Origin of the sequence: Winogradskyella costae (assembly GCF_013403865.1) — a bacterium.
Lineage (GTDB): Bacteria > Bacteroidota > Bacteroidia > Flavobacteriales > Flavobacteriaceae > Winogradskyella > Winogradskyella costae.
This window is the reverse complement of record NZ_JABFDK010000005.1, coordinates 47,630-74,318: the sequence shown is the minus strand read 5'-3', so window position 1 is coordinate 74,318 and position 26,689 is coordinate 47,630. Positions and strand designations below refer to the sequence as shown.

The window sequence follows — 26,689 nt, the reverse complement described above, 5'->3', positions numbered from 1 at the left end:
TTCATAACTGACAATATTAGATTTAATTAAATAATATTACTTTGTATATAAAATATCAACTTCTACTTATATTTCTTTTTTGTTATTCATTTCAAACTTATGCGCAATTATGCGAAGGTAATTTAGGAGATCCTGTCGTTTCTATTGATTTTGGATCAGGCACAGGACGCGGAAGTGCACTAGGTAGTTCTATTACAGCATTTACTTACAGTTCTGCAGGTGAATTAGACGAAGGAGAATATACCATTTACAATACAACTAGCGGCTTAAAAGGGAATGCATGGCATGTTACTTCAGACCATACAGGCGACACCAATGGCCATATGATGGTTATAAACAGTGCCGTTTTAGCAAACGAAGGAGTATTTTATACGAAAACTGTAACTGGACTTTGTGCTAATACGACTTTTGAATTTTCTGCTTGGTTAATCAATTTAATGAATCCTTCGGTAGGCACTGATGAATACCATCCAGATGTAACGTTTAGAATTAGCGACACGTCTGGTAATATTTTAGGATCTTATAATACAGGAGATATTGCGCAAACATCCTCTGGAGTTTGGCAACAATACGGCTTCTTCTTTACATTAGAAGCAGAAACTGAAGTAGTAATAACCATATTAAATTCAGCACCTAGCGCACATCCTGGAAATGATATCGCTTTAGATGATATTGCGTTTAAACCATGTGGACCAACCATTACAAGCGCTATTGAAAACGAATCAAGTATAAGTCTAGAAATTTGCGAAGGTGAAAATGTAAGTTACACATTTCAATCCATTGTCTCTTCTGGGTATTCAGATCCTCAATATCAATGGCAATATTCAGACGATTTAGGCACAACGTGGATAGATATTCTCGGTGAAACTACTCCTGATTATATATTTACAAACACAGGTCAATCTGGCACGTTTTTATATCGATTAGCAGTTGCAAATGGAACCAATATAAACTCACTTTCTTGTCGGATTACTTCAGATGACTATACCATAGAAATCATTGAAACACCAGAAGCACTAACAGGCGAATCAAATCAAACGTTTTGTACCACTCAAAATCCAATATTAAGCGATATTGAAGTTAGTGATGAGGCTATTTGGTATGATGCTGCTACTGATGGGAGTGTTTTAAGCGAAACAACTAATTTAGTAGATGGAACAACCTACTATGCTGCCAAACTAACTATAAGTAATTGTGAAAGTGATGTCAGATTTCCCGTTTTAGCAACTATTATTTCACCTAGTTTGGTGGTTAACACTATAGCGACTACTATTTGTGATACATCTAATAACAATTCTGAATTTGTAGATTTAACGATTTACGAAACTGAAATTTCAAGCTGTAGCGATTGTATAATTAGTTATTTTATATCACAAGAGGAAGCCGAGAATTATTCTGAGGAAGGACATATTTATACACCTTCTAATTTTGAATGGACAGAAGACACTACCAGCATTTTTGCTCGCATCGATTCTTTGGATAAATGTTATCAAACTTCAGAAATCACATTGAGCTTAGGTGAGACTCCTACAATTCCAATTAATGACGTTGAAAGCATTTGCGAGTATGAGAATTATGTAATTATCGATGCAGGCTATGGCTTTAATAGTTATTTATGGTCTACCGGAGAAACTACTCAAACCGTAGTTGTTACTAATGAAACTATTGGTGATTATTGGGTTACAGTAACTGAAGATTACGGCACTTATAGCTGTGATACAACCAAAGAGTTTCAGGTTATTTTGTCTAACACAGCTGTAATTTCGAGCATAGATATTGATGACTGGACAAATAATAACAATTCCATTCAAGTTAATTTATCAGATTTAGATAATGGTGATTATGAGTATTCTTTAGATGATATCACCTATCAAAACAGTAATCTATTTACAGGATTAACAACAGGTGAATATACCGTTTTCGTTAGAGATAAAAATGGCTGTGGCACTACAGAAGAAGTAGTTTATCTCTTAAATTACCCTAAATTTTTCACTCCAAACGATGATGGACAGCATGACACATGGTCTATAAAGTATTCTAATGAAGAGCCAAATCTGACTATTAAAATATTTGATAGATACGGTAAAATCCTTAAAAGTCTAGACGCCAGGTCAGCTTGGGATGGCACTTACAATGGCAAAAGAATGCCTACAAGTGATTATTGGTTTGTAGTCACCCGAGACAACGGAAGAAATTTTACAGGACACTTTACGTTAAAAAGATAGGAAACACTATATGAGCTAAAGCATACATAAATATGTATTGCTCACCGTTAAAATAGATACTATTAAGCAAAAGGATTGACTCTCATTAACAATTCATAAATACTCCATTGCCATAATAAGAAAAAAAGAATCATACCTAACATCGCATATACGCTCTGAAAGTTATAACTATTATATCTTAGAAATCTAAGGCAAAAGAAAATAATGACGCTAAAAAAAGACATTATAATGAAACCTGGAAATGATGAATAGTAAAACAAATATTTCGGTATCAAAGGACTTTTAAGTGACATAAAGGTACTTAAAACTTTATATACCTGTTGTAGCACTTTTAAAGAAGAGATAATTAAAATAAGAATTGTAATAATCCTTAATATCTTTTGATCTCGACAATTGAAACTCTTTTTCATTAAACTGAAATTCCTACCTTGGAAGGAACTCTATTTAAAAAAGGAATCTACAAACTCATATTTATTAAAGACTTGCAAATCTTCAATACCTTCACCTACTCCAATATATTTCACAGGAATTTGAAACTGGTCACTAATACCAATCACGACTCCACCTTTTGCCGTACCATCTAATTTAGTTACTGCCAAAGATGTGACTTCAGTAGCTGCCGTAAATTGTTTGGCTTGTTCAAAAGCGTTTTGACCAGTAGAACCATCGAGTACTAAAAGCACATCATGAGGTGCATCACCAACCACTTTTTGCATAACGCGTTTTACTTTAGTCAACTCGTTCATTAAGTTCACTTTATTATGCAAACGGCCTGCAGTATCTATAATAATAACATCTGCATTTTGCTTAACTCCAGATTCTAAAGCATCAAAAGCCACAGACGCAGGATCTGAACCCATTTCTTGTCGTATCATTGGCACATCTACACGATCTGCCCATACTTGTAATTGATCAATAGCTGCAGCTCTAAACGTATCTGCTGCACCAAGTACAACGTTTAACCCTTTCTTTTTAAACTGATACGCTAATTTACCTATGGTTGTTGTCTTACCAACACCATTGACACCTACGACCATAAGAACGTATGGTGTTTTAGAACCATCGGCTTGTTTTGGTAATTCTGGAATGGTATATTCTGTTTCTTCACCAGACTTGGTTTCGGACAGTAAGGCCCCGATCTCTTCGCGTAGAATCTTGTTTAATTCAGAAGTTCCTAGATATTTATCTTTTGCAACACGTTCTTCAATACGCGTAATGACTTTTAATGTAGTATTTACACCAACATCGCTGGTAACTAAGATTTCTTCAAGGTTATCTAAAACGTCATCATCAACTTTAGACTTACCGGCTACGGCTTTATTTAATTTATTAAAAAATGAAGATTTAGATTTCTCTAAGCCTTTATCTAAAGTTTCTTTCTTTTCGGAAGAGAATATTTTTTTAAAAAAACTCATTTTGGTAGTTAGGTTATTAATCGCACTTCGATAAGCTCCGTGTGACAGTATTATTTACAATTATTACATTGCAACAACCTTGCCTATAACATTTTACTGTTAAGATGTCAGATGTTTTTCAAATATAAGCATAAAAAAACTGCTTTCAAATGAAAGCAGTTCCGCTAGTCTCTATATAAATAAAGATTATTTTTTGTTTAAAAAGTCATTGACAAATTCTGGTGCCATTACTGATTCTACGAACATGTATGCTCCAGTTTTTGGTGATTTCACCATTTTTATAGCTTTTGTCAAACGTTTTGATCCTGTCTGTAAAGACGCTACTGATTTCTTTGCCATGGTTTCTTATTTTATCTCTTTATGAACAGTCATACGCTTAAGGATAGGATTAAATTTCTTAATCTCCATACGATCTGGCGTGTTCTTCTTATTTTTCGTTGTAATATATCTTGATGTTCCTGGTTGACCAGAAGTTTTGTGCTCAGTGCACTCTAAGATAACTTGTATTCTATTTCCTCTTTTTGCCATTGTAAATTGACTTAAGCGTAAACGCTATTATTTGTAAAATCCTTTTGCTTTAGCTTCTTTTAACATCGCTTCGATACCAATTTTATTGATAGTCTTTAATGCTGATGTAGAAACTTTTAATGTTACCCACTTATCTTCTTCAGGAATATAAAAACGTTTTTTGATCAAGTTTGCATCAAACTTGCGTTTCGTTTTATTCATTGCGTGAGAAACATTGTTCCCAACCATCGCTTTCTTCCCAGTAAGTTCACAAACTCTTGACATTGTTTTCTTTCTTTAGGTCTATAATTTATTATTCTGCTAACTCTTATTGTATTTAAAGGAATTCCTTCAAATTAATCTCAGTAAGAATCTAAAATCCGAACATGGATATTTTAAACAGGGTGCAAATTTAGTAAAACTTTAGGTTTCAGCAAACATAAAAGTCTACTTTTTCAAAAAAAATTTCTGAAGCATTTCAAAAGCTTTATTTGAAGCCCTTACAATTACCTTCTCACGAAGGTTTCCGAAGTTAAAAACTTCAGAATAAACCCCCTCTTTTGAGGCAATGGCAATCCAAACCGTTCCGACTTCTGCTTCTGAATCTCCTTTAGACGGTCCGGCATTACCAGTAGTACTTATCGCATAATCACTACCAAATAATGTTCTCACATTCTTAGCCATACTTTCTGCAACCTGCTTACTTACCACAGAGTATTTTTTAATATCGTTCTCTGAAACGTTTAAAATTTTCACTTTAGATTCTGAGGCATATGTTACAACACTTCCTTTAAAATATGCGGACGCACCTGCATTCTCCGTAAATGATTTTGCAATTCTCCCGCCTGTACAACTTTCTGCGACAGCTAACGTTTTTCCCATTTCAGTTAACTGCTTACCAATTACTGCTTCAATAGACTCGTCTTCTTCATAACCGATAAACACATCTTTAATCTGTGGTAACAGTAGATTTATCTGATTATGTAATTCTGCATCCACCATTACTTTATCAAAAGCTTTTGCAGATAATCGCATACGTACGCGGCCTAAACTTGGTAAATACGCTAGTTTTATAAAACTAGGCAAATGATCTTCCCACGCAGCAATGCGCTCTGCTAATGCACTTTCTCCAAGACCATAGGTTAAAATGGTTTTGTGCATTATATATGGAAATTTAAATTTTCCGATTAATTTCGGAATGACCTGCTCTGTAATTAACGCTTTCATTTCAAACGGAACACCTGGAAGAGAGACAAAGACTTTTCCGTTTTTTTCTAACCACATACCAGGTGCTGTCCCATTGTGATTCATAAGCACTGTGGCTGTAGAAGGCACTAAGGCTTGTTGTTTATTAACTTCTAAAAGTGGTGCTGTACTGTATTTTAAAAAAATCTGCTCTACATTAGCTAGAACAGCCTTATTTTCTATTAGGGTATCATTAAAATATTCGCAAATAGTATGCTTTGTAATGTCGTCTTTTGTTGGCCCTAAACCACCTGTAATTATAATGATATCTGCATTTTCTTCAGCTTCTTTTAAAGCTTTAAGGATATGCATTTTATCATCTTGAACTGATGTAATTTGATAGATTGAAATTCCAAATTTATTGAATTCCTTGCCTAAAAATGCTGAATTCGTATCTACAATTTGACCAATGAGAATCTCATCGCCAATAGTAATAATTTCTGCTTGCATTTAGAGTCCGAAATCGGCTTTAATTTCATTAACAGCATTATCTACAGCGGTTAATACTACTATAAGTTGTTCATCAACAATTTTATCCGTTTGCTCCAACTTACCCCAGTCTTGCACTTCAATTAACGTATCTAAGACACCAAGCTCAAATAAATCTATAGTCGGCTTCATTTTATGAGCCGCTTGATAAACTTCTTTATAGTCTTTAGCCGGTACTGCAATTCTTAATCGTTGAGCATCTTCTGGTACTTCTTCAATAAAAGCGGCTGCTAAAGCTGCAACGAAATCTTCGTCGCCTTCAGCCATTTCTCGTACGCGATGTAATTTATAATGTTGTGACATTTATTTAATTTTAATTGAAAACATTTCTATACCCTCAAGATATCCTTTTAATTGATCTTCTCCAAAAACTTTACCAACTCCCGCTGGTGTGCCCGTAAATATAATGTCTCCAATTTTTAAAGTAAAATATTTTGACACATATTCTATAAGTTCATCAATTTTCCAAAGCATCAGTTCTGTATTTGCAGATTGAACGACCTCTTCATTCTTCTTTAAGCTAAAATTAATGCTGTTTATATTTTGAAATTCAGACTTTGGTACCCATTTACCAATAACCGCAGCACCATCAAAGGCTTTAGCTTTTTCCCATGGCAAACCTTTTGCTTTTAATTGCGCCTGAAGATCGCGTGCTGTAAAGTCTATGCCGAGTCCGATTTCATCGTAATATTTATGTGCAAATTTCTTATCGATATGCTTTCCAACTTTATTAATTTTCACTAAAACCTCAACCTCATAATGTACATCATCTGAAAAATCTGGAATAAAAAATGGTTGTTTCTTGAGTAGAATCGACGTATCCGGTTTTAAAAACACAACGGGATCTGTTGGTTTTTCGTTTTCTAACTCTTTAATGTGGTCGGTATAATTGCGACCTATACAGATTAATTTCATATTTCTATCATTCCTGCCAAAACAGGAATCTTATTAATTTAACCTTTAATTTATATGGATTCCTGTCGTCACAGAAATTGCAATTAACTTAACTTGTTATTAAATTGACTTAACTTAATAGCCGTTAAAACCTTCTTAGTATACAATGGAAAATCAGCATTTAACAACCAACCAAAATAGCCAGGTTCTTTATCTAAAACTTCTAAAACACGTTTCCCTTTATGCTTCCCGAAAGAAAAGCATTCTTCACCTTCTTTATTAAAGATTAAGAAACCTGCGAAATCTGCGAATTTTTTACGTGAACTGAACTCTGCTAAAAACTTGGTGTCGTTTTCTAAATCTTGGTAGCGATCTAACTGTGCTTTTAAAACTTCGTAAGTAGCTTTCGTATCTGCTTCTGCACTGTGTGCATTACTTAAATCCTTGTCACAGTAAAACTTGTAAGCTGCGACTAGCGTACGTTGTTCCATTTTATGAAATATAGTTTGCACATCAACAGATTGCGTATTTTTCATATCGAAATCTACGTCTGCTCTTAACATTTCTTCTGCCAACAATGGAATATCGAATCGGTTTGAATTAAAACCACCTAAATCCGAATCCTTAATAATATTATAAATTTCTTTAGATAATTCTTTAAACGTTGGTTTATCAGCAACATCCGCATCCGAAATACCATGAATTGCTGTTACTTCCGCAGGAATTGGCATCTCTGGATTTACAACCCAAGTTTTAGCTTCTTCCTTACCATCTGGATAAACTTTAAGAATTGAGATTTCTACGATTCTATCTTTTGATATATTGATTCCTGTCGTTTCTAAATCGAAAAAACAAATAGGTTTTGTGAGATTGAGTTGCATTTCTAATTAATTTTCTACAAAGGTACTGAGATTCTTTAAAATAGACCTGATGTCTTCGTAGCTAATTGTATTTAACTAACATCAAATCATTTCAGAATTAAATAAAAAAAGAATCCAAATAGATAAGTCCAACAACACAAGGAACGGATAACTTGTTAAAATAAATTTCATCATTTTAATAATTTAACCGATATTTAAACACCTTACCCAATTCAAATGCGATTTTTACTTCTTTCCCTAACGTTAATTTTGTTTCAAAGCAGCATATATGCGCAAAAAAATATTAACACGCGAGAGGCGCTACCAAACCTACCTAAGGACACCATAATAACACATATTGATTCTATTGAAAATTTGATGATAGCTGATTACTATAAGGAAGATTACAGTTCGGTTATTATTAAAGCAAATGACATACTCAAAATAGCAAAACTCAATAATTTAAACAATGAGATTAGTGGCATTCGTAGTTTCCTAGCAAATTCTTACCTCAACTTAAATGACTCTTTAAAATCACTAGAGTATGCTAGAAAAAACATTCAGTTAGCAAAAAAACTAAACGACAATACCTCCTTAGTGGGTTCGCTTATTGATATAAGTAACATTTATTATGCTTTTGGAGAACCAGACAAAGCCATAAACTCTTATAAAAAAGCGATTCCTATTGCGCAAAAAGGAAGTAACGACCTTGCTCTTTTCTTCTTAAATCATAATATAGCTCAAATATATTTTGAGCACTATAAAGATTATGAAAAAGCAAAGCCATATCTTGATACTGCTGATGTGCATGTGCCAAAAGATTTCAAGATAGGACTTGCTGGTCTTAATTTATTTAAAGCCCATTATGCTTTTGAAACTAAAGATTATGTTTTAGCTACAAACCTATATCAACAAGCCATACTTTTAGCAAAAGAAACAAATAATCTCGATGTATTAAAGAAAGCGTACAATGGCTATATTGAATGTCTTGCCGTTAAAGGCAATTACAAAAAAGTCTATGATATTGGAAAAATAAAAGATAGCCTCTTCATAAAGCAAAGTAAGGAAGATATTAAAAATTCTGCTAATAACCTTATAACCACTCTTAAAAATGCTAAAATCCAAGAAGAACTAAAAAATGAAGAACTGAGAAATGAAATTATTCTAGAAAAAGCTGAGGCGCAAAAGAACATATTAATCTTTAGTGTTTTGGTCTCCCTTTTACTCTTATGTTTATTATTATACCTTCTTAAGGTGGTTAAAATCAGAAGACGGCTTAACATCGATTTAAAGAAAAAGAATCAAGAATATTTAGAAGCAAAATTAGAGTCAGAAAAATTAGCACAAGCTAAATCTCGTTTTTTGTCTACTATGAGTCACGAGCTGCGCACCCCTTTATACGGAATTATTGGCTTAAGCACTGTACTTAATAATGATAGTAGCCTTAAATCTCATAAAACAGAGTTACAATCGTTGAAGTTCTCCGCAGATTATCTCCTTAATTTAGTGAATGATGTACTCACCTTAAATAAGATGGATTCTGACGAGAAAATTAAATTTGAATCAAAAGCTTTTCATCTCAAAGATTTTCTGAATAATATTAAAGAATCATTAGAATACCTAACTAGACAAACCAATAATGATCTTACAATAACTCTAAATCCTAATATTCCTAAATGGATAAAGGGAGATCAAACTAAAATGTCTCAAGTTCTTATCAACTTATTAGGAAATGCTTTAAAATTCACCAATAACGGGAAAGTAGAACTTATTGTTAGCTTATTAGATATTAAAGAAAATGAGTTGAAGCTTAAATTTGAAGTTAAAGACAATGGACTAGGAATTCCTATAAGTGACCAAGAAAAAATCTTTGAGGAATTTGGACAGCTTAAACATGAAGGTGATTTTCAAGGTTCTGGATTAGGTCTTACTATTGTTCAAAAACTTCTCATAGACATGAAATCTAACATACAATTAGAAAGCGTTGTTAACGAAGGTTCAAATTTCTTTTTTGAAATAGCATTTGGAATTGCAAAAAAGGAGCATGCAAACAAAGATATTCAAGATACTGTTTCAATTGCTAAAATTCGCGGAAAGAGGGTATTAGTTGTTGATGATAATAGGATCAACCTCATGGTGACTAAAAAGACATTGGAGAGCCATGATATAGTAGTCGATGTTGCCACTAATGGCCAAGAAGGTATAGATAAAATTATGCTAACGGATTACGATCTCGTATTGATGGATGTTCACATGCCTATAATGGACGGTATAGAAGCGACTAAAAAAATTAGAGAACTTCAAAAACCTGTAGTTGTTATCGCATTAACGGCCGTAACACAAGATGAACAAGATGATCGCTTTAAAAGTGCACAATTTGATGATTCTATTGTAAAACCTTATAAGGTTAACGAATTTATAAAGACACTTGCTTCAAATCTTATAGGTTATCCTTAATAAAATTAATAGACACCGTGAGTGCCTTCTAATAAAACGCTCTTGTTCGTCGATGTATTATTTTTTAATAAAAAAAGCACAGTTTCAAAACTGTGCTTTTTCTATAAATTAATTCTTCGTTTCTAAGTTACAAACAATATAACCAATGACACTAGGTAATAAAGAATAACAGAAGAAACAGCTATAAGAATAATACCTCCTATCCAGTACAATATAACTTCCCCTACTTCAAGAAGTTTCGCTTTCGTTTTGCTATCAATTCGTTTTTTAGAATTCATTATACCTCTCTATCCATATCCCAAGCTTCTAAATAATCTTTAACGGCTTTTACAAACTGACCGCCAAGCGCTCCATTAACCACTCTGTGATCGTATGAGTGCGATAAATACATTTTGAAACGAATACCGATGTAATCTCCATCTGGCCCTTCAATCACGGCAGGTGTTTTTCTAATAGCTCCTAAAGCTAAAATTCCGACTTGTGGTTGATTGATAATTGGTGTTCCCATAATGCTACCAAAGGTACCAACGTTAGTTACGGTATATGTTCCGCCTTGTATATCATCTGGACTTAATTGTCCTAAACGTGCTCTATTCGCTAAATCGTTTACACGTTTTACCATGCCGAATAAATTTAATTGATCTGCGTTTTTAATGACAGGTACAATTAAATTACCATCTGGTAAAGCTGCTGCCATACCAACATTAATAGCTTTCTTTTTAATGATTTTATCCCCTTGAACAGAAATATTCATCATCGGGAAATCTTTTAAAGCTTTGGTGATCGCTTCCATAAAGATTGGAGTAAAGGTTAGGTTTTCACCTTCACGCTTCATAAAGCCATCTTTTATTTTCTTTCTCCAGTTCCAAATATTAGTAACATCAGCTTCTATAAACGATTGCACGTGTGCAGACGTTTGTACTGAATCTACCATATATTTTGAAATGAGTTTCCCCATTCTAGTCATTTCAATAACCTCATCACCTCCTGTAACTGCAATAGGTTTATCTACAGGCTTGTCTACTTTTGGTTTTTCCTGAGCCGGAGCTATATCACTTTTAGTTTTTTCAATTGAATTTCGACTACGCTCAACGTCTAACGTTTTTGTATCTTCAGATTTCGTTGCAGAAACAGGTTCTGATTTCTGAGCAGGACTTGGTGCAGAACTACGAGATTCTAAATACGCTTTAATATCGTTTTTAGTAACGCGTTCGTCTTTGCCTGTTCCTGCAATCGTATCTAATTCGGCTTGAGAAATGCCTTCTTGTTTTGCTATATTTTTTACTAGTGGAGAATAAAATCGATCCTCCGTAGAAACAACAGGTTCTACAGAAGCTTTTGCTGCCACAACAGTCTGCGCAACTTCAGCAACTACTTTTGGAGCCGCTGGTTCGACTGTAGGTTCAGATTCGACTGCAGAAGCTTTAACTTCTACGGTTTCCCCCCCTTCGGTTTCTATTACTGCTATAGTTTGCCCAACTTGTACAACATCATCAACGTTAAATAATTTTTCAATTAAAACGCCATCCACTTCACTTGGCACTTCACTATCTACTTTATCCGTAGCAATTTCTAAAACTGCTTCATCTGCTTCAATAGTATCGCCAACATCTTTAAGCCATGAGGTTATGGTTGCTTCTGCAACACTCTCTCCCATTTTAGGTAACTTAAGTTCAAACTTTGCCATATCTTTAATTTGTAGGTCGTTATTTGCTAATCGCGTGCAAAATTACTAAAAAAATAGATGTTTTATTGGTTTTTATTCAACAAATACATTTTAGAAGTGTAGTACTTCCCCTCTATTTACAGCGCTATCGCTTCCGAGGATAAATTTACTATTTTTTAAAAGAAATCTAAAAACAATATTTTCTTGCGTTGATTTCTGTTTCATATCTGCGATTATAATGCTTGCAATCAACACTTTAAAATCATAAACGATTAGACTATTATTCTCAATATTCTCTTGTATTATATTTTTTATCTGGGTTGGTTTTGGTAATTTTTCCACCAAAATCGAATCAGAATCAACTGAATATAAATAAGATTGATTTGACTTTATTTCTACTGCAACCGGATTCTTTCGTAAAAGATGCGCCATTTTAATGCCCGTCCAAACCACAGCATTAAATAATAAATTCTGTTTAAAATGCTTTTTATAAAATATTTGCATGGCCCCGTAGAACCGCTTTGCGTACTTAGAGTCTTTTAATGTACTCTCTCCTTTAAAGTGAATTACAGTCGTTTCACCATAATAGAAATTATCATATCCTGCTTTTACGACTTTATAAGACAGATCAATATCTTCGCCATACATAAAATAGTCTTCATCGAAACCACTCACAGTTTCGTAAACGTCTTTTTTTAACCACATAAAAGCCCCAACCAAAATATCAACTTTGCCTATTTCTTCAATGCCGACATGATTAGCGTAATAGTCATTAGTATTCCCTAGCACTTTTTTTAAAGATACTTTTGGTGTTGGTACATTACGTTTACTTTCGGGAAGAAAATTTCCTTTTCCATCGATAAGTTGACATCCTACAATTCCGAGATTAGCCTTATTATCAGTAAAGTTAATAAGTTTTATAAACGTATCTTCAGCCACCACTGTATCTGGATTAAGAATACATAAATACTCCCCTTTAGCCTGAGCGACTCCTATATTATTTCCTTTTGAAAACCCTGAATTATCTTTATTTTCAATCAATTTTATAAAAGGAAATAGTTCCTTCACCATGGCACAACTATCGTCAGGAGAGTTGTTATCAATTACTATAATTTCAGCATCAATATCAGCAATGGCAACTTCGACACTTCTTAGGCATAACTCCAAAAAGTAGCGGACATTATAATTTAATATGATGACAGATAGTTTCATGTGCTAATATTCGTTGTTTTTTTTAAGGACACATAGAACGTCCTAAATAAAATAAGTAGACTTAAATAATATTTTGAGCTAGTATATTTCAAAATAAGATTAAGATTTTAAAGACGCTTCAAAAGGTACACGATCAATAATACTGCGGCCTAAAGTGATTTCGTCTGTGTATTCTAATTCATTCCCAGCAGCGACTCCCCTTGCTATAGTTGATGTCGCTACATTATATTCTTGAATTTGCCTAAAGATATAAAAGTTTGTGGTGTCTCCTTCCATTGTTGGACTCATAGCAAAAATCAATTCTTTTACTTTACCTGACTTTACTTTTTCTACTAAAGATGTGATATTTAAATCTTGAGGACCAATACCATCCATTGGGGATATTTTCCCGCCCAAAACATGGTACAATCCTTTAAATGAGCTTGTATTTTCTACCGCCATAACGTCTCTAATATCTTCAACCACACAAATTAACTCACTATTGCGTTTTGGGTTTGAACATATTTCACACAAAACAGTATCACTAATATTATGACACGATTTACAAAAATTAATTTCTGCTCTTACCTTTGTTAACGCATTTGCTAATTGAAAGGTTTGATTTTCTGGCTGTCGCAACATATGTAACACTAAACGTAAAGCCGTACGCTTACCTATTCCTGGTAATTGCGACATTTCGTTAACTGCGTTTTCTAAGAGTTTTGATGAAAATTCCATAGGCGCGAAGGTAAAGATTTTTGGACATAAAAAGAGGTTGTTTTAAAAGTCTATTTTTAAGTAAATTACCGATTATCATAATATTTTTAATAATTAATTCTCTTTAAAGACAGTCTTATTTTTTGAAATACATTACTTTCATAAATTATACTAAAACTTACTATCATGTCACCAACATCAATCCTCCTTTTAATTGTATGCTACTTTGGATTGCTTATTTTAATTTCTTATTTCACGGGGAAAGAAGATTCTAATGCTGCTTTTTTTAAGGCTAACAAATCTGCTCCTTGGTATTTGGTAGCATTTGGGATGATTGGCGCATCATTATCTGGCGTGACTTTTATTTCTGTTCCTGGTGCCATTGAAGCCAAACAGTTTGGATATCTACAAGTTGTTTTTGGGTACTTTTTTGGATATTTAATAATTGCGTATGTATTATTACCACTTTATTATAGCCTAAATCTCACCTCCATCTACACATATTTAAAAGACCGTTTTGGCATTGTCAGTTATAAAACAGGTTCTGTTGCTTTTCTTATTTCTAGAACTGTTGGTGCTTCGTTTCGTTTGTTTTTAGTTGCTAAAGTTCTGCAACTTTTAGTGTTTGATTTATTCGATATTCCTTTTGCGGTAACCGTAATTATTACCATTGCATTAATTTGGTTGTATACCTTTAGAGGAGGTATAAAAACCATTATTTTCACCGACACGCTTCAGACATTATTTATGTTAGTTTCGGTAGTTGTGACCATTGTGTTTTTGGCATCTGCTTTAGATTTAAATAGTATTGGAGACATCATTACGTATACCAAAGAAAGCAATCTTAGTAAGGTATTTTTCTTTGAAGATGGTAATGATTCTCAATATTTCTGGAAGAGTTTTCTATCTGGAATATTCATCACCATCACCATGACTGGCTTAGACCAAGATATGATGCAAAAAAACCTAACCTGTCGTAATTTAAAAGATGCTCAGAAAAACATGGTGACCTTTAGTGTGGTTCTCATTTTTGTAAACATCCTCTTTTTAGTCCTCGGTTTAATGTTAACACAGTACGCCGCTAAAAATGGAATTACAGCATCTAAAGACGATTTATTCCCAACCATAGCAATGCTTCCAGAAATAGGAATTGTAACCTCAGCCTTCTTTTTACTCGGTTTAATTGCGGCTGCTTATTCTAGTGCAGATTCTGCTTTAACATCGCTTACTACCTCATTCTGTTTCGATATTTTAGATATTGAAAACAAACCTGAAACTAAGCGAAGAGGTTTAAGGAAACGTGTACACATTGGCTTTAGTGCTGTACTCGTTTTCGTCATATTATTATTCGATATCATTTTTACTGATGTCTCTGTCATTTGGGAACTCTTTAAAGCCGCAGGTTACACTTATGGTCCATTATTAGGCCTATTTGCTTTTGGTTTAATTACCAAATTTCAGATTAAAGATAGATTAGTGTGGATTATCGCCTTAGTAGCACCACTCCTGTCTTATATCCTAAATCTGTATTCTAAAGAATTATTTAATGGCCACGAAATCGGATTCGAGATACTAATCTATAATGGTTTATTAATGTTCCTAGGATTACTTCTTATTAAAAAGAAGGCTTAATATTGTTCGGTGCTCAATAAAACTAAAGTACAAGCCACTTCATAATCAATATTATGCTGTTCTAGAATATTGTAAAATTCTGGGTTTTCAGTTCCTGGATTAAAAATGATACGTTTAGGGCTTAAACCAATAATATAATCATAGTATGGTTTTTGACGTTGTGGATTAAGATACAATGTTACTGTATCTATTTCTTTGTAAGGCATTAATTCTGTATCAATAGATACATCTTCGACTACGCCAGTTTTTAACCCAAAGGCTTTGACTTCATGGTTATATCTTCTTAATCGTTTTATGGCAATGTTAGAATAGCGCTCAGGTTTTAGTGACGCTCCGATAACTAATGTTGTTTTCTTCATAATGTTAAAATAATGTTAAGTGATTTTTTTAAGGTAACACAACATAAATATAGTCGTCTACTGTTAAACAAACTGTTAAAGCAATCCAAAAAATAACTAAAATTTCAATCAAAAATGAAGCATTTCTTACTCATACTTATAATGGTCTCATCAACCTTTATAAGTGCACAACCCAACTCTATCTCTGATATTAAAAACGGTTCTGTTTCAGGACGCGTCTTAGATGCGGAACTCAACGAACCTTTACCGTATGTAAATATTGTCATAAAAGATATGACCAATAAAATAATTACAGGAGGTATTACTAATGACGATGGAACATTTGAAATTACAAATATACCCGAAGGAAAAGTCATTGTGTCTATTCAATTTGTTGGCTTTAAGACCATAGATAAAAATGTCATTGTTGGTAAAAGTAACTATACTCCTAATCTTGGGGATATAAAGCTTGTAGAAGAATCAACAGGGTTAGATGAAGTTACTATTGTAGCCGATGTCTCTACCATTCAACAGCGCGTTGACAGAAAAGTAATTACGATAGGTAAGGATTTACAAACTGCAGGGGCTACAGCAAGTGAGATTATGAACAACTTACCTTCAGTTAGCGTCGATCAACAATCTGGTGCTATAAGCTTGCGTGGTAATCAAAATGTACGCGTTATGGTCGACGGTAAATTGTCTAACATTCCAGCAGAACAATTGTTAAAACAAATTCCGTCCACATCTATAAAAAGTATTGAATTAATTACCAACCCTTCAGCAAAATACAACCCTGAGGGGATGAGTGGTATAATAAATATTGTGCTTCATAAAAACACACAAATTGGTTTTAATGGGAATGTTAATTTTGGCTTAGCTTATGATATTGAACCAAAATTCAATAGCTCTATTGATGCCAATTATCGAAATGGTAAACTCAATTTTTACGGTTCTTACAGTAATAGCATTGTTAAGAATGCGAATGATGGTGGGTTTAACAGAACTGAACAAGACATTCAGCAAAATTTCGACATTTTAAACAATAATAAATCACACCTATTTAAAATCGGTCTCGATTATTATTTAAATGATAAGAACACGATTTCAATTTTCACTAATCAAAACACATTCAATGGCAAACCGATTGTAAATTCTGAAATTCTTTATCTCACCAACCCAAGTCTAAATGAATCTCAATTTATGAATGGAGAGGTAGATAATGATTCACAACAATACAACTTTAATTACAAACATAGTTTTAATGAAGACGGTCATAATATAGAGCTTGAAGTTGACTATAATACTTACGAGGGCTTAGGTGACACCAACAATATATTTTACAATTCACAACGTCCGAATTTTATAGAAGACACTGATACAGACAGGACAAATACGACTATAAATTTAGATTATGTTAATCCCATATCAGAAACAACAAAATTAGAACTAGGTTTAGAGGCCCGCTTGTTTGACACTGGTATTTTTTATGAATCCGATAGTCGTGAAAGAAACATATTTGGCGCCTATATTCCAACCACCACACAATTTGATTACACGAGAGATATTTATTCTGCTTACGCGACGTATGGCAAAAAAATAGAAAAATGGAGTTATCAAGTAGGAGTTAGAGCCGAAACAGTAAACGTCACTTCTGAAGCCTTTAAAAAAGATTTAGATTCAAATGAAGACTTAACTATTCCTTTTGAAAATGACTACTTTGAGTTGTACCCTTCAGCCTTTATTACCTACACCTCTTCGGACAAAAACTCATATCAATTAAGTTATAGTAGGAGAATAGACCGACCTGGAATTGGACAAGTAAACCCCTTACCAGAATGGAGTACACCATTAATTTCGCAATTTGGAAATCAAGAATTGCGTCCACAATTCACTAATTCTGTTGAAACAAATTATACCAGACAATTTGAAAAAGGAAGCATAACTTCTGGAGTATTTTATAGAATCATTGAAGATGAAATTCAACAAGCCATTCTCATTGACAGAACAGACATCAATCGTTTGATTATGACGAATATGAATTTTGACAACAGTACCTCATATGGTGTGGAAGTGTCTTCAAATTATCGTTTCACAAAATGGTGGAGTGTTAATGCTAGTTTCGATTTATTCTCTCAAACCCAAAAAAGTATAGCAGAATCATTTGATGGCAACCAAGATATTGTTTTAAACACCGTAGAAGTTGATAACGTTGCCTGGAGTGCCAGAGCCTTTAACAATTTTAAAGTAAGTGAAAGTCTAAGCTTTTCTGCTTTTGGAATGTATAGAGCAAAAAGTAAAAATATTCAATTCGAAATGAGCGATATGCTTATGGTTAACCTAGGTCTTAACTATAGCTTTATGGAAAAGAAAGCTAATTTCAGCTTAAGTTATAATGACATCTTCAATACTATGTATGCAGAATTTACAAGTGAAAGACCTTATGCACAAGAGGGACGATTTAATTGGGAAAGTCAACAAATCTCAGCACGCTTATCTTACCGTTTTGGTGGGGGAAAATACAGAGCTAAATCTCGTAAACAGCGTGATAATGACGTTAAAGAAGGGGGCGGCATGTTTTAAATCAATTATTTAATAGTTAAATGAGCCTAGTGTTAATACGTAACTATTAAATAAGGAAAAACCGAAACGCAAATTTAAGGTTTTTGTTAAATGCACGTTAAAAGCCAAATCGGATGAAATATAATTGAACTTTTTACGTCTAGTATAGTATAAGTTTTAAGTAATAGTAATTATAAATTAATTTTTATAATAGTGTTAGTTAAGTTGGTTAATAGCTGAAAAGCCCAAACAGATTCTTGTTTGGGCTTTTTTTAATTTTGACTATAAATGATTAATTAAGGTTATTGAGGTATACTTTTCCATCCCTCATTACAAATACAACATCTTCTATGGTATTTATAAAATCGGTAGTTACATTTCCTTTGACCGCAATTATATCTGCTTTTGCACCAGACTTCAGTGTCCCTATTTCATTTTCTTTATTTAAACTAACCGCAGAAAGGTAAGTGGCCGATTGTAGAATATCTAAAGGTTTCATTCCTGCTTCAAAATAAGCACGAAACATATCTTTTGACGATTCGCCACGCGTACCACCAATATCTGTATAGTTATCCGAGCCGGCCACAATGGTGACACCCTTTTTGATAGCTCTTGTAAGTCTGCTTTTCATTCTATCTAAATAATTATCTACCCAACCTAAATCATCATTGTCATAACCTGCAAGTTTACTATATGTTTGCATATAGGCGTTACTATTTTCGGTAGGGACCAAAAACACCTTTTTATTAGCCATTAAAGTTAATGTAGAATCCGCTAAATTAAAACCATGTTCAATCCCATGGACACCAGCATGTATGGCATTCCATGCCGATTGATTGGTTATAGAATGTGCAACAACGGTAAGATCATATCCATAGGCCGTTTTTACAATAGCTTTCATTTCTGCAATAGATAAATGTGTATTGTTAGGAATGTTGTCTGCGCAGATCTTTATAAGATCAACCTTTTGATTCACGTGTTCTCTTACTGCAATTTTAGCATCTTCTACCCCATTTATAATCCGGTACTCTAAATCGATAAGGTCTTGATGTTTTGGAGACACACCATAAACTTGACCACCTGTTGCGGCCATAATTGGTCCTGACGCAAAAATTCGTGGGCCATCAATAGTCCCTTCATTAATCGCATCACGTAAAGCAACATCTAAAAACAATCCTGAATTACCAAGATCTTTCACTGTTGTGATGCCAACGTCTAAATAAGATTTCGCACGTTTTGAACCTCTGAGTGCCCTTATGGCATCACTTTCCATAGTGAGTGAGTGAATGCTATGTTCTGAAAAATCTTCGCTTGCATCTTGCGAAAAAAGCACATGGGTATGTGCATCAATAAGCCCCGGAAGCACCGTGTATTCAGTTAAATCTAAAATTTCAGCATGCTCTGGAATGGAATTAAGATCACCAATAGATATAATTGTATTGCCTTTAATATGAACTACTTTATCTTTTATAATAACATTTTGTTCACTGTCGTATAGAAGTCCGGCTTTAATGTAGACCTCATTTTGTTGGGCGCATAAACTTGCTAGTGAACAAAGGGCTAGGAATAATAAGAGGAATAATTTGTGCATTGAGAATGAGGTTTAGTTGTTGCTGTTCTTTTTACGTCCATAAAGCACAAAAGAAAACAATAAAATCCCGACGATTAACATAACATATGCCTTGTAATTATCTCCAAAATTTAGATTATCAAAATCTAAATACGTAATTCCAAAAGTCAAAAAAATGATTGCGATAAATCCGACAAATCCCAAGTTATTTTTCATAATTAATCTTTCTCGTTTTTATATAATATTTTCAACCAATAATTTTGATTTAAACTTCATAAGATCCCTTTTCTCAAAGGGATTTGTTTACCACTTCATAATTACACTTCCCCAAGTAAATCCGCTACCGAAAGCAGCTAATACAACAGTATCTCCTTCTTTTATTTTACCTTCTTCCCAAGCTTCAGTTAATGCAATTGGAATAGAGGCTGCTGTAGTGTTACCGTATTTCTGTATGTTATTAAATACTTGATCATCATTTAACTTGAACTTGCGTTGTATAAATTGTGAAATTCGTAAATTGGCTTGATGGGGAATTAACATATCGATATCAGAAACCTCAAGCTTATTTTTCATTAAACCTTCCATAATCACCTCACTAAAACGAACCACAGCATTTTTAAATACAAATTGTCCATTCATATGTGGAAAATAACTAACATCATCAGGATCATTATCAGCTAAAATATCACTTACCCAGCGTTTACCCATTCCTGGAGCAATGAGTACTAATTCTTCAGCATGTTCACCTTCTGAATGTAAATGTGTAGATAAAATTCCTTTTGAGTTATCCTCTTCTCTAGTTAAAATGGCAGCTCCTGCTCCGTCACCAAAAATCACAGATACTCCACGACCTCTCGTCGTTTTATCTAAACCAAAAGAATGCAATTCACTTCCTATAACTAGGATGTTTTTATACATTCCTGTTTTAATAAAATTATCGGCTACAGATATGGCATATACAAACCCAGAACACTGATTACGCACATCTAGCGCTCCAACCGTTTTTATATCTAAAGCATGTTGCACTTGTACACCTGGACCCGGAAAATACATATCAGGACTCAAGGTTGCAAAAATGATAAAGTCGATGTCATCTTTATCAATCCCCGCACGTTCAATAGCCATTTTAGCTGCTTTCACACCCATGGTTGCTGTAGTGTCTCCACTACCCTTTTCTACCCAACGACGCTCTTTTATACCTGTCCGCTCTTGTATCCATTCATCATTTGTATCCATGAGCTTAGATAAGTCATCATTAGTTACAATATTGTCTGGCACATATTTACCTAAGCCTATTATTTTAGAATTGTACATCGAAAATTTATTTTCGTTTCCGAAACATCGGAAAACTTATTATTTGGTTCAGCAATTTAAGATATAAGATACAATTTATTTTTAATAGAATTTAGATTCGTTATGCATGCATAATATAATTCAGAGTTTTACCTCTGCTAAAAGTGTCAAAACGTTTTCAACACTTTATCTGTCATCTTGTCACAAATATTTTATTGGTATTTTATTTGACTATATTTTATCATTCAAATTAATAATACAAAAAACTATATATCATGACAAAAGGAAGTATTAATGTATCGGTAGAGAATATCTTTCCGTTAATTAAAAAGTTCTTATACAGCGATCACGAAATCTTTTTACGTGAGCTTATTAGTAATGGTACAGATGCCACGCTAAAATTAAAACACCTTACAAGTATAGGTGAATCTAAATCTGACTATGGAGATCCACAAATTGAAGTAAAGATTGATAAAGAAGGCAAAAAACTTCACATCATTGATCAAGGTTTAGGAATGTCTGCTGAAGAGGTTGAAAAATACATTAACCAGGTCGCTTTTTCTGGTGCTGAAGAGTTCTTAGATAAGTACAAAGATTCTGCTAAAGATTCAGGAATTATTGGACACTTTGGTCTTGGTTTTTACTCTGCTTTTATGGTAGCAGAAAAAGTTGAAATTATCACAAAATCACATACTGGTGCAGATGCAGCACATTGGACTTGTGATGGGTCTCCAGAATTTACGCTAGAGCCTTCTGATAAAGCAGATAGAGGAACAGAAATTATTCTTCACATTGCTGAAGATTCTACTGAATTTTTAGAAGACAATAGAATCAGTGAGTTACTGAATAAGTATAATAAGTTTATGCCTATTCCAATTAAATTTGGAACAAAGGAAGTAAACGATCCAGAATTTACACCTGCAACGACTACTGATGCAGAAGGAAAAGAAACGATTGAGCCACACAAACAGATTACGGTTGATAACATCATCAATAATCCTAATCCGGCTTGGACAAAACAACCAACGGAATTAGAAGATGAAGATTACAAAAGCTTCTACAGAGAATTGTATCCAATGCAGTTTGAAGAGCCTTTATTCAACATTCACCTTAATGTAGATTATCCATTCAACTTAACAGGGATATTATATTTCCCTAAGATGACGAATGATATGAACATGCAAAAGGATAAGATTCAGTTGTATCAAAATCAAGTGTATGTAACGGATAATGTTGAAGGGATTGTACCTGAATTCTTAACGATGTTACGTGGTGTGATTGATTCTCCAGATATTCCATTAAACGTATCGCGTTCTTACTTACAAGCTGATGGAGCTGTAAAGAAAATTTCATCTTATATCACTCGTAAAGTAGCCGATAAGTTGAAATCATTATTCAACGCTAATCGTGAAGATTTTGAAGCGAAATGGGATGATATAAAAATCGTTATCGAATACGGAATGCTTTCTGAAGAGAAATTCTTTGAAAAAGCAGATGCCTTTGCTTTATACCCAACAGTTGACGGTAAATTTTATACGTATGAAGAGCTTTTCAACAAAACAAAAGCAACTCAAACTGATAAAGACGGTAAGTTAGTCGTTCTTTATGCTTCTAATAAAGACCAACAGCACAGCTATATTGAAGCTGCAAAAGCGAAAGGTTATGAAGTATTAATTTTAGACTCCCCTATTGTACCTCATTTAATTCAGAAGTTAGAATCTACTAAGGAAAATGTTTCTTTTGCTAGAGTTGATGGTGATCATATTGATAATTTAATCAAGAAAGACGAAACTGCAATTTCTAAATTATCAGAAGAGCAACAAACAGAATTAGATACCATTTTAAAAGAAGTAATTCCTTCTGAAAAGTTCTCTGTACAGTTGGAAGCTATGGATAGTGATGCGTCTCCATTTATCATTACGCAACCAGAATTTATGCGTCGTATGAAAGAGATGCAACAGACCGGTGGCGGTGGAATGCAGATGTTTGGTAATATGCCAGAGATGTACAATCTTATCGTGAATACAAACTCTCCTTTAGTTAATGAAATTTTAGAAACAGAAACTAAAGAGAATAAAGAACGATTAATTATACAAAGTTTAGATTTAGCACGTTTATCTCAAGGTCTTTTGAAGGGTGAAGAGTTGACAAACTTTATTAAACGTAGTTACGAATTATTGAAGTAAGTAATATTTGAAACGTCATTGCGAAGACGCAGGACGTGGCAATCTCCTCTATTTGAAACCACTTTGTTAATTCAAAGTGGTTTTTTATTTTCCACAAACTAACTGAAAGCTCTATTTTACTCATCGAAAAGAAGCGTTAGCTAAACCTTCGTTTTCTATTTTTTAATTGATACCTAAATTTGATGTACACTAACATTAAAACTTTATATCATGAAGAATCAATTTAACTTAGACATTAAAACACCATGTTCAGAAAACTTTAACCAATTTTCACCAACTGAGAAAGGTGGTTTTTGCAACTCATGCGAAAAAGAAGTCATAGACTTTACGCAAATGAATGCAGAAGAAATTATCGTTTTCTTTAAAAACAAGTCCTCTCAAAATACGTGTGGTCATTTTAATAAAAATCAGTTAACCGTATACAATAAAAAACCGAAAAATAATAAGCGATTAAGTTTTTTAAGAGGCATAGGATTAGCTTGTGTAACATTCCTCGCTAGCTTTACCTCACAGGCACAAGACACAACGAACACGATTGAACCAAAACAAAACACATCTGAACTTAAAGCCAATAAATTCGAAAAAAATATTATTATAAAAGGTAATGTAACAGAGGGAGATTCACCACTTCCTGGAGCAAATGTGGTTTTACAAGGTTCGACAGTTGGCATTGCTACTGATTTTGACGGAAATTTCACCTTTCCTGAAAAACTAAAAATAGGAGATGTTTTAGTCATTAGCTATCTTGGTTTTGAATCACAAAAAGTGGTCATAGAAAATAAAAATTCAGCTTCAAAAATTGAACTCAATATTGATATGAAAGTTGATTCTTGTATGATTTTGGGTAAAGTAGCTGTCAAAGATATTTACAAATCTAAAAGAGACTAATCTTTTGATGTTATGAAAAATTGGTTTGTCATCTTTTTAGTTGTGTTGTTTAATATTTCTAACGCTCAAGTATCAGATTTTAAAAACATAGATTTTACAAAAGCAGATAATACAGCCAAATTATATGAAGGTCATAGCTTAGAGAATTTATCTGTTTTAGCGCATAAATTAACATCCAATCTCACCACAGATGTTGAAAAATTTAGAGCTATTTATAATTGGGTTTGCACCAATATTAAAGGAGATTCTAATCAGCATAATAAAGTCAGTAAAGCGCGAAAAAAATTTAAAAGTGATAGTTTAGGTTATGTAGAATGGAATAATTACTACAAGAAAATAGCCTTCAAAAAACTACTAAATCAGAAAAAAACGATGTGTACGGGTTATGCGTATCTTATTAAGGAATTATGTTTTATTGCAGATATAGAATGTATAATTGTAGATGGCTACGGCAGATCTTTTGAAACTAACGTCGAAAAACTGGAAAACTTAAACCATTCTTGGAATGCCGTAAAATTAAACAACAAGTGGTATGTATGTGATGCCACTTGGTCTAGTGGTTATATGATTAACAAAAGCTATTTTATTTCGGATTATAATGATGGTTACTTTCTAACTGATCCAGTTTTATTTGCAAAAAACCATTTTCCACTTCAAAAAAAATGGTTTCTTAATGACACTTTAAAAACTACGAAGTTTGTAGCTGAACCCATAGTTTATGGAGAAACATTTGAGCACAAAATAATTCCTATTGGTCCTAAGAAATTGAATACAACAATTACAAAGAATAAAGACATCACCTTTCAGTTTAAATCATTAAAAGACATTTCTACGAATACTATTTCATTAGTTCGCATTATGAAAACAAAAAAGATACCTTATAAAATTTATGATGTTATAAGCAAAAATGGAATTGTAACATTTAAATACAATTTTAAACAGAAAGGTTCCTACGACGTTCACCTAAAAATAAAGAATGATATTGTTGCCACCTACACTATCGAAGTGATTTAAATTTTGGAAACAAATAGTAATCTTATTGTTTTATTTAAAGCTACCACAAAGCCAATAAAATTATATAATTTAAAAAAGTGCTTTTTTCCTACATAAAAAACCGCATCAACATTTTTTTAAATAGAGTACCGAATATAAACCACTCATTAAAAAGTATTTACATACATTACAGCACTAACATAAATTTTAAGTGCTAAACAACAAATCGATAATTAAGCAAATATTTAAAGGACTCTCATTTTCAGATGAAGAGCTAAACATGATTTCAAGCGTATTTAAAAAAATGGAGTTCAAAAAAGGAACTCATATATTTAAAGCGCATAGTGTTGTTGATGACATGTATTACATCCATGATGGTTGCTTAAGAACGTATTACATGGATGGCTCAGGAAAAGAACATACCGTTCAATTTGGGATAAAAGATTGGTGGATCACTGATTTTACAGCCTATTTTTCTACTTCAAAAGCCATCATGAACCTTGAAGTCATTGAAGATGCTACAGTGTACGCAATCTCTAGTGCTGACAAAGAATATTTATACTCAGCATTTCCTCAAACCGAAACTTTTATCAGAAAGAAATTAGAGGTTGCTTTTGCCGCTTTTCAAAAAAGAATACTAGTAAGTTTATCCCAATCCGCCAAGGAGAGATACCTTATATTCCTAATTACCCATCAACATATTGTGAAAAAATTAAAAAATTATCATATTTCATCATATTTAGGTATCACTACAGAAAGTTTAAGCAGGATAAAAAAAGAATTATATAATTCTTAAGCTTTGTATCATTTCTTAACATACATCAATTTTTAGGAGCTTAAAATCTTATAATTTTGCTGCAGTACAAATCCCTAACTAATTGTGCTAATTTATTCCCCCTAAGGATTAATAGCTAAAAAGCGCAAGTTGTACAACTTGCGCTTTTTTTTTTAACCAATATTCAAATTCCTAATACTGATTATAGAGAATGATTTTTTATTTAAATTAGCCCATGGAAGAAATTAAAATACTATTCTTTGTAGTAGGTACTTTTTTCGGTGTTCATCAAAGTAACATCATTTCAGAAAAGACAACAGTTACCGTAAACCCTCAAGAAAAAACGATTGTAATCCGCCAAGAAAACTTAGTTACTTTTATTAAAACTGAAAGTGATAGTTTAAATATTCAAAATGAACTGTCAAAGTTTGTACACCCTAATCAGTCATGGAGCTCTGAACTTAAAAACTTCTCCGTAAAAGAGAAGGAATTCTATAAGTCTGATGATCATAAATCGCTTCATTTAAAACTGAGCCTAACGTATTCAACCTTAAAAGATTTAAAAGTCTTTGGTATCGATATGAATAATGACGGAACGTTCTCTATGACGAACTTCCCAAAATCACATACAAAATCTACGGATGGTATATTAGAAGAACCGTACTGGAATTTTGAAGCTGATCAACCCTTCACGTTTACCGAGGAACCTTTAACTGATTTACCTGAAGCGTTCCAAAAACTTAAAACCAATGTATTACCGTTTTGGTTCGCTCTCAAATAAAAATAGTA

At 33.2% G+C, this 26,689-nt stretch carries 24 protein-coding genes; 9 read left to right on the top strand and 15 right to left on the bottom strand.

The genetic code is table 11. The features are described from left to right. The first annotated feature begins 41 nt into the window (after positions 1-41). Complete coding sequence (locus HM986_RS11740) at positions 42-2,225, top strand: T9SS type B sorting domain-containing protein (RefSeq protein WP_179335284.1); 2,184 nt, start codon at positions 42-44, stop codon at positions 2,223-2,225. Positions 2,226-2,665: 440 nt separating this feature from the next. On the opposite strand, the gene ftsY is transcribed toward HM986_RS11740, so the two are convergent. The 8 genes from ftsY to HM986_RS11700 all read right to left on the bottom strand — a co-directional run bounded on the left by ftsY (position 2,666) and on the right by HM986_RS11700 (position 7,656). After that, the gene (ftsY, locus tag HM986_RS11735; RefSeq protein WP_179335283.1) at positions 2,666-3,640 is read right to left on the bottom strand and encodes a signal recognition particle-docking protein FtsY; all 975 of its coding nucleotides are present in this window, start codon (positions 3,638-3,640) and stop codon (positions 2,666-2,668) included. A 186-nt stretch (positions 3,641-3,826) separates the two neighbouring features. After that, positions 3,827-3,979, bottom strand: a complete 153-nt coding sequence (locus tag HM986_RS11730; RefSeq protein WP_008271041.1) for a DUF4295 domain-containing protein — start codon at positions 3,977-3,979, stop codon at positions 3,827-3,829. A 6-nt stretch (positions 3,980-3,985) separates the two neighbouring features. Further along, positions 3,986-4,168: a 50S ribosomal protein L33 gene (rpmG, locus tag HM986_RS11725; RefSeq protein WP_020896723.1), complete on the bottom strand. Its 183-nt coding sequence runs from the start codon at positions 4,166-4,168 to the stop codon at positions 3,986-3,988. A 27-nt stretch (positions 4,169-4,195) separates the two neighbouring features. Further along, positions 4,196-4,432, bottom strand: a complete 237-nt coding sequence (gene rpmB / locus HM986_RS11720; RefSeq protein WP_040757375.1) for a 50S ribosomal protein L28 — start codon at positions 4,430-4,432, stop codon at positions 4,196-4,198. 162 nt (positions 4,433-4,594) lie between these two features. Beyond that, complete coding sequence (locus HM986_RS11715; RefSeq protein WP_179335282.1) at positions 4,595-5,842, bottom strand: competence/damage-inducible protein A; 1,248 nt, start codon at positions 5,840-5,842, stop codon at positions 4,595-4,597. Beyond that, the gene (locus HM986_RS11710) at positions 5,843-6,184 is read right to left on the bottom strand and encodes an Hpt domain-containing protein (protein ID WP_179335281.1); all 342 of its coding nucleotides are present in this window, start codon (positions 6,182-6,184) and stop codon (positions 5,843-5,845) included. After that, positions 6,185-6,796 (bottom strand): fumarylacetoacetate hydrolase family protein, encoded by a 612-nt coding sequence (locus HM986_RS11705; protein WP_179335280.1) that lies wholly within the window; start codon positions 6,794-6,796, stop codon positions 6,185-6,187. Positions 6,797-6,879: 83 nt separating this feature from the next. Further along, the gene (locus HM986_RS11700) at positions 6,880-7,656 is read right to left on the bottom strand and encodes a 3'-5' exonuclease (RefSeq protein ID WP_179335279.1); all 777 of its coding nucleotides are present in this window, start codon (positions 7,654-7,656) and stop codon (positions 6,880-6,882) included. 216 nt (positions 7,657-7,872) lie between these two features. Between HM986_RS11700 and HM986_RS11695 the strand changes: the two genes are divergently transcribed. Continuing rightward, positions 7,873-10,092, top strand: a complete 2,220-nt coding sequence (locus HM986_RS11695) for a tetratricopeptide repeat-containing hybrid sensor histidine kinase/response regulator (protein ID WP_179335278.1) — start codon at positions 7,873-7,875, stop codon at positions 10,090-10,092. Positions 10,093-10,369: 277 nt separating this feature from the next. Here HM986_RS11695 and HM986_RS11690 read toward each other — a convergent pair whose 3' ends face one another. The 3 genes from HM986_RS11690 to recR all read right to left on the bottom strand — a co-directional run bounded on the left by HM986_RS11690 (position 10,370) and on the right by recR (position 13,687). Beyond that, positions 10,370-11,779, bottom strand: a complete 1,410-nt coding sequence (locus HM986_RS11690; protein WP_179335277.1) for a dihydrolipoamide acetyltransferase family protein — start codon at positions 11,777-11,779, stop codon at positions 10,370-10,372. 90 nt (positions 11,780-11,869) lie between these two features. Next, entirely contained in the window at positions 11,870-12,970 is a 1,101-nt protein-coding gene (locus HM986_RS11685) for a glycosyltransferase family 2 protein (protein ID WP_179335276.1), read from the bottom strand. Between the two features lie 99 nt (positions 12,971-13,069). After that, the gene (gene recR / locus HM986_RS11680; RefSeq protein WP_179335275.1) at positions 13,070-13,687 is read right to left on the bottom strand and encodes a recombination mediator RecR; all 618 of its coding nucleotides are present in this window, start codon (positions 13,685-13,687) and stop codon (positions 13,070-13,072) included. Between the two features lie 165 nt (positions 13,688-13,852). On the opposite strand from recR, the gene HM986_RS11675 reads away from it, so the two are divergent. Next, a complete protein-coding gene (locus tag HM986_RS11675) occupies positions 13,853-15,298 on the top strand; it encodes a sodium:solute symporter (protein WP_179335274.1) in 1,446 nt (481 codons plus the stop codon). Here HM986_RS11675 and HM986_RS11670 read toward each other — a convergent pair. Then, positions 15,295-15,657 (bottom strand): CoA-binding protein, encoded by a 363-nt coding sequence (locus HM986_RS11670; protein WP_179335273.1) that lies wholly within the window; start codon positions 15,655-15,657, stop codon positions 15,295-15,297. The two genes, HM986_RS11675 and HM986_RS11670, sit on opposite strands and share 4 nt — an antisense overlap. A 114-nt stretch (positions 15,658-15,771) precedes the next feature. Between HM986_RS11670 and HM986_RS11665 the strand changes: the two genes are divergently transcribed. Continuing rightward, complete coding sequence (locus HM986_RS11665) at positions 15,772-18,216, top strand: outer membrane beta-barrel family protein (protein WP_179335272.1); 2,445 nt, start codon at positions 15,772-15,774, stop codon at positions 18,214-18,216. 271 nt (positions 18,217-18,487) lie between these two features. Here the strand turns inward: HM986_RS11665 and HM986_RS11660 are convergent, their stop codons facing one another. The 3 genes from HM986_RS11660 to HM986_RS11650 all read right to left on the bottom strand — a co-directional run bounded on the left by HM986_RS11660 (position 18,488) and on the right by HM986_RS11650 (position 21,079). Beyond that, entirely contained in the window at positions 18,488-19,786 is a 1,299-nt protein-coding gene (locus HM986_RS11660; protein ID WP_179335271.1) for a metal-dependent hydrolase family protein, read from the bottom strand. Positions 19,787-19,798: 12 nt separating this feature from the next. Beyond that, positions 19,799-19,981, bottom strand: coding sequence for a hypothetical protein (locus HM986_RS11655; RefSeq protein WP_179335270.1), 183 nt, complete (start codon positions 19,979-19,981; stop codon positions 19,799-19,801). Between the two features lie 87 nt (positions 19,982-20,068). Further along, positions 20,069-21,079, bottom strand: coding sequence for a 3-oxoacyl-ACP synthase III family protein (locus tag HM986_RS11650; protein ID WP_179335269.1), 1,011 nt, complete (start codon positions 21,077-21,079; stop codon positions 20,069-20,071). A 254-nt stretch (positions 21,080-21,333) separates the two neighbouring features. Here HM986_RS11650 and htpG point away from each other — a divergent pair, with 254 nt between their 5' ends. The 5 genes from htpG (at position 21,334) to HM986_RS11625 (ending at position 26,681) form a co-directional block, all read left to right on the top strand. Beyond that, entirely contained in the window at positions 21,334-23,244 is a 1,911-nt protein-coding gene (gene htpG / locus HM986_RS11645) for a molecular chaperone HtpG (protein WP_179335268.1), read from the top strand. Positions 23,245-23,454: 210 nt separating this feature from the next. Then, positions 23,455-24,132, top strand: a complete 678-nt coding sequence (locus HM986_RS11640) for a carboxypeptidase-like regulatory domain-containing protein (protein ID WP_179335267.1) — start codon at positions 23,455-23,457, stop codon at positions 24,130-24,132. 12 nt (positions 24,133-24,144) lie between these two features. Next, positions 24,145-25,146 carry a transglutaminase domain-containing protein gene (locus HM986_RS11635; protein ID WP_179335266.1) on the top strand — a complete coding sequence of 334 codons (1,002 nt, stop codon included), beginning with the start codon at positions 24,145-24,147 and terminating at the stop codon, positions 25,144-25,146. A gap of 283 nt (positions 25,147-25,429) precedes the next feature. Then, positions 25,430-25,921 carry a Crp/Fnr family transcriptional regulator gene (locus HM986_RS11630; RefSeq protein ID WP_179335265.1) on the top strand — a complete coding sequence of 164 codons (492 nt, stop codon included), beginning with the start codon at positions 25,430-25,432 and terminating at the stop codon, positions 25,919-25,921. Positions 25,922-26,135: 214 nt separating this feature from the next. Then, the gene (locus HM986_RS11625; RefSeq protein WP_179335264.1) at positions 26,136-26,681 is read left to right on the top strand and encodes a hypothetical protein; all 546 of its coding nucleotides are present in this window, start codon (positions 26,136-26,138) and stop codon (positions 26,679-26,681) included. Positions 26,682-26,689 lie beyond the last annotated feature (8 nt).

What these genes read in the sequence shown, in the direction of transcription:
- ftsY (WP_179335283.1), bottom strand. Translation starts at nt 3,640, where the DNA reads ATGAGTTTTTTTAAAAAAATATTCTCTTCCGAAAAGAAAGAAACTTTA.
- HM986_RS11730 (WP_008271041.1), bottom strand. Translation starts at nt 3,979, where the DNA reads ATGGCAAAGAAATCAGTAGCGTCTTTACAGACAGGATCAAAACGTTTG.
- rpmG (WP_020896723.1), bottom strand. Translation starts at nt 4,168, where the DNA reads ATGGCAAAAAGAGGAAATAGAATACAAGTTATCTTAGAGTGCACTGAG.
- rpmB (WP_040757375.1), bottom strand. Translation starts at nt 4,432, where the DNA reads ATGTCAAGAGTTTGTGAACTTACTGGGAAGAAAGCGATGGTTGGGAAC.
- HM986_RS11715 (WP_179335282.1), bottom strand. Translation starts at nt 5,842, where the DNA reads ATGCAAGCAGAAATTATTACTATTGGCGATGAGATTCTCATTGGTCAA.
- HM986_RS11710 (WP_179335281.1), bottom strand. Translation starts at nt 6,184, where the DNA reads ATGTCACAACATTATAAATTACATCGCGTACGAGAAATGGCTGAAGGC.
- HM986_RS11705 (WP_179335280.1), bottom strand. Translation starts at nt 6,796, where the DNA reads ATGAAATTAATCTGTATAGGTCGCAATTATACCGACCACATTAAAGAG.
- HM986_RS11700 (WP_179335279.1), bottom strand. Translation starts at nt 7,656, where the DNA reads ATGCAACTCAATCTCACAAAACCTATTTGTTTTTTCGATTTAGAAACG.
- HM986_RS11695 (WP_179335278.1), top strand. Translation starts at nt 7,873, where the DNA reads ATGCGATTTTTACTTCTTTCCCTAACGTTAATTTTGTTTCAAAGCAGC.
- HM986_RS11690 (WP_179335277.1), bottom strand. Translation starts at nt 11,779, where the DNA reads ATGGCAAAGTTTGAACTTAAGTTACCTAAAATGGGAGAGAGTGTTGCA.
- HM986_RS11685 (WP_179335276.1), bottom strand. Translation starts at nt 12,970, where the DNA reads ATGAAACTATCTGTCATCATATTAAATTATAATGTCCGCTACTTTTTG.
- recR (WP_179335275.1), bottom strand. Translation starts at nt 13,687, where the DNA reads ATGGAATTTTCATCAAAACTCTTAGAAAACGCAGTTAACGAAATGTCG.
- HM986_RS11675 (WP_179335274.1), top strand. Translation starts at nt 13,853, where the DNA reads ATGTCACCAACATCAATCCTCCTTTTAATTGTATGCTACTTTGGATTG.
- HM986_RS11670 (WP_179335273.1), bottom strand. Translation starts at nt 15,657, where the DNA reads ATGAAGAAAACAACATTAGTTATCGGAGCGTCACTAAAACCTGAGCGC.
- HM986_RS11665 (WP_179335272.1), top strand. Translation starts at nt 15,772, where the DNA reads ATGAAGCATTTCTTACTCATACTTATAATGGTCTCATCAACCTTTATA.
- HM986_RS11660 (WP_179335271.1), bottom strand. Translation starts at nt 19,786, where the DNA reads ATGCACAAATTATTCCTCTTATTATTCCTAGCCCTTTGTTCACTAGCA.
- HM986_RS11655 (WP_179335270.1), bottom strand. Translation starts at nt 19,981, where the DNA reads ATGAAAAATAACTTGGGATTTGTCGGATTTATCGCAATCATTTTTTTG.
- HM986_RS11650 (WP_179335269.1), bottom strand. Translation starts at nt 21,079, where the DNA reads ATGTACAATTCTAAAATAATAGGCTTAGGTAAATATGTGCCAGACAAT.
- htpG (WP_179335268.1), top strand. Translation starts at nt 21,334, where the DNA reads ATGACAAAAGGAAGTATTAATGTATCGGTAGAGAATATCTTTCCGTTA.
- HM986_RS11640 (WP_179335267.1), top strand. Translation starts at nt 23,455, where the DNA reads ATGAAGAATCAATTTAACTTAGACATTAAAACACCATGTTCAGAAAAC.
- HM986_RS11635 (WP_179335266.1), top strand. Translation starts at nt 24,145, where the DNA reads ATGAAAAATTGGTTTGTCATCTTTTTAGTTGTGTTGTTTAATATTTCT.
- HM986_RS11630 (WP_179335265.1), top strand. Translation starts at nt 25,430, where the DNA reads ATGGAGTTCAAAAAAGGAACTCATATATTTAAAGCGCATAGTGTTGTT.
- HM986_RS11625 (WP_179335264.1), top strand. Translation starts at nt 26,136, where the DNA reads ATGGAAGAAATTAAAATACTATTCTTTGTAGTAGGTACTTTTTTCGGT.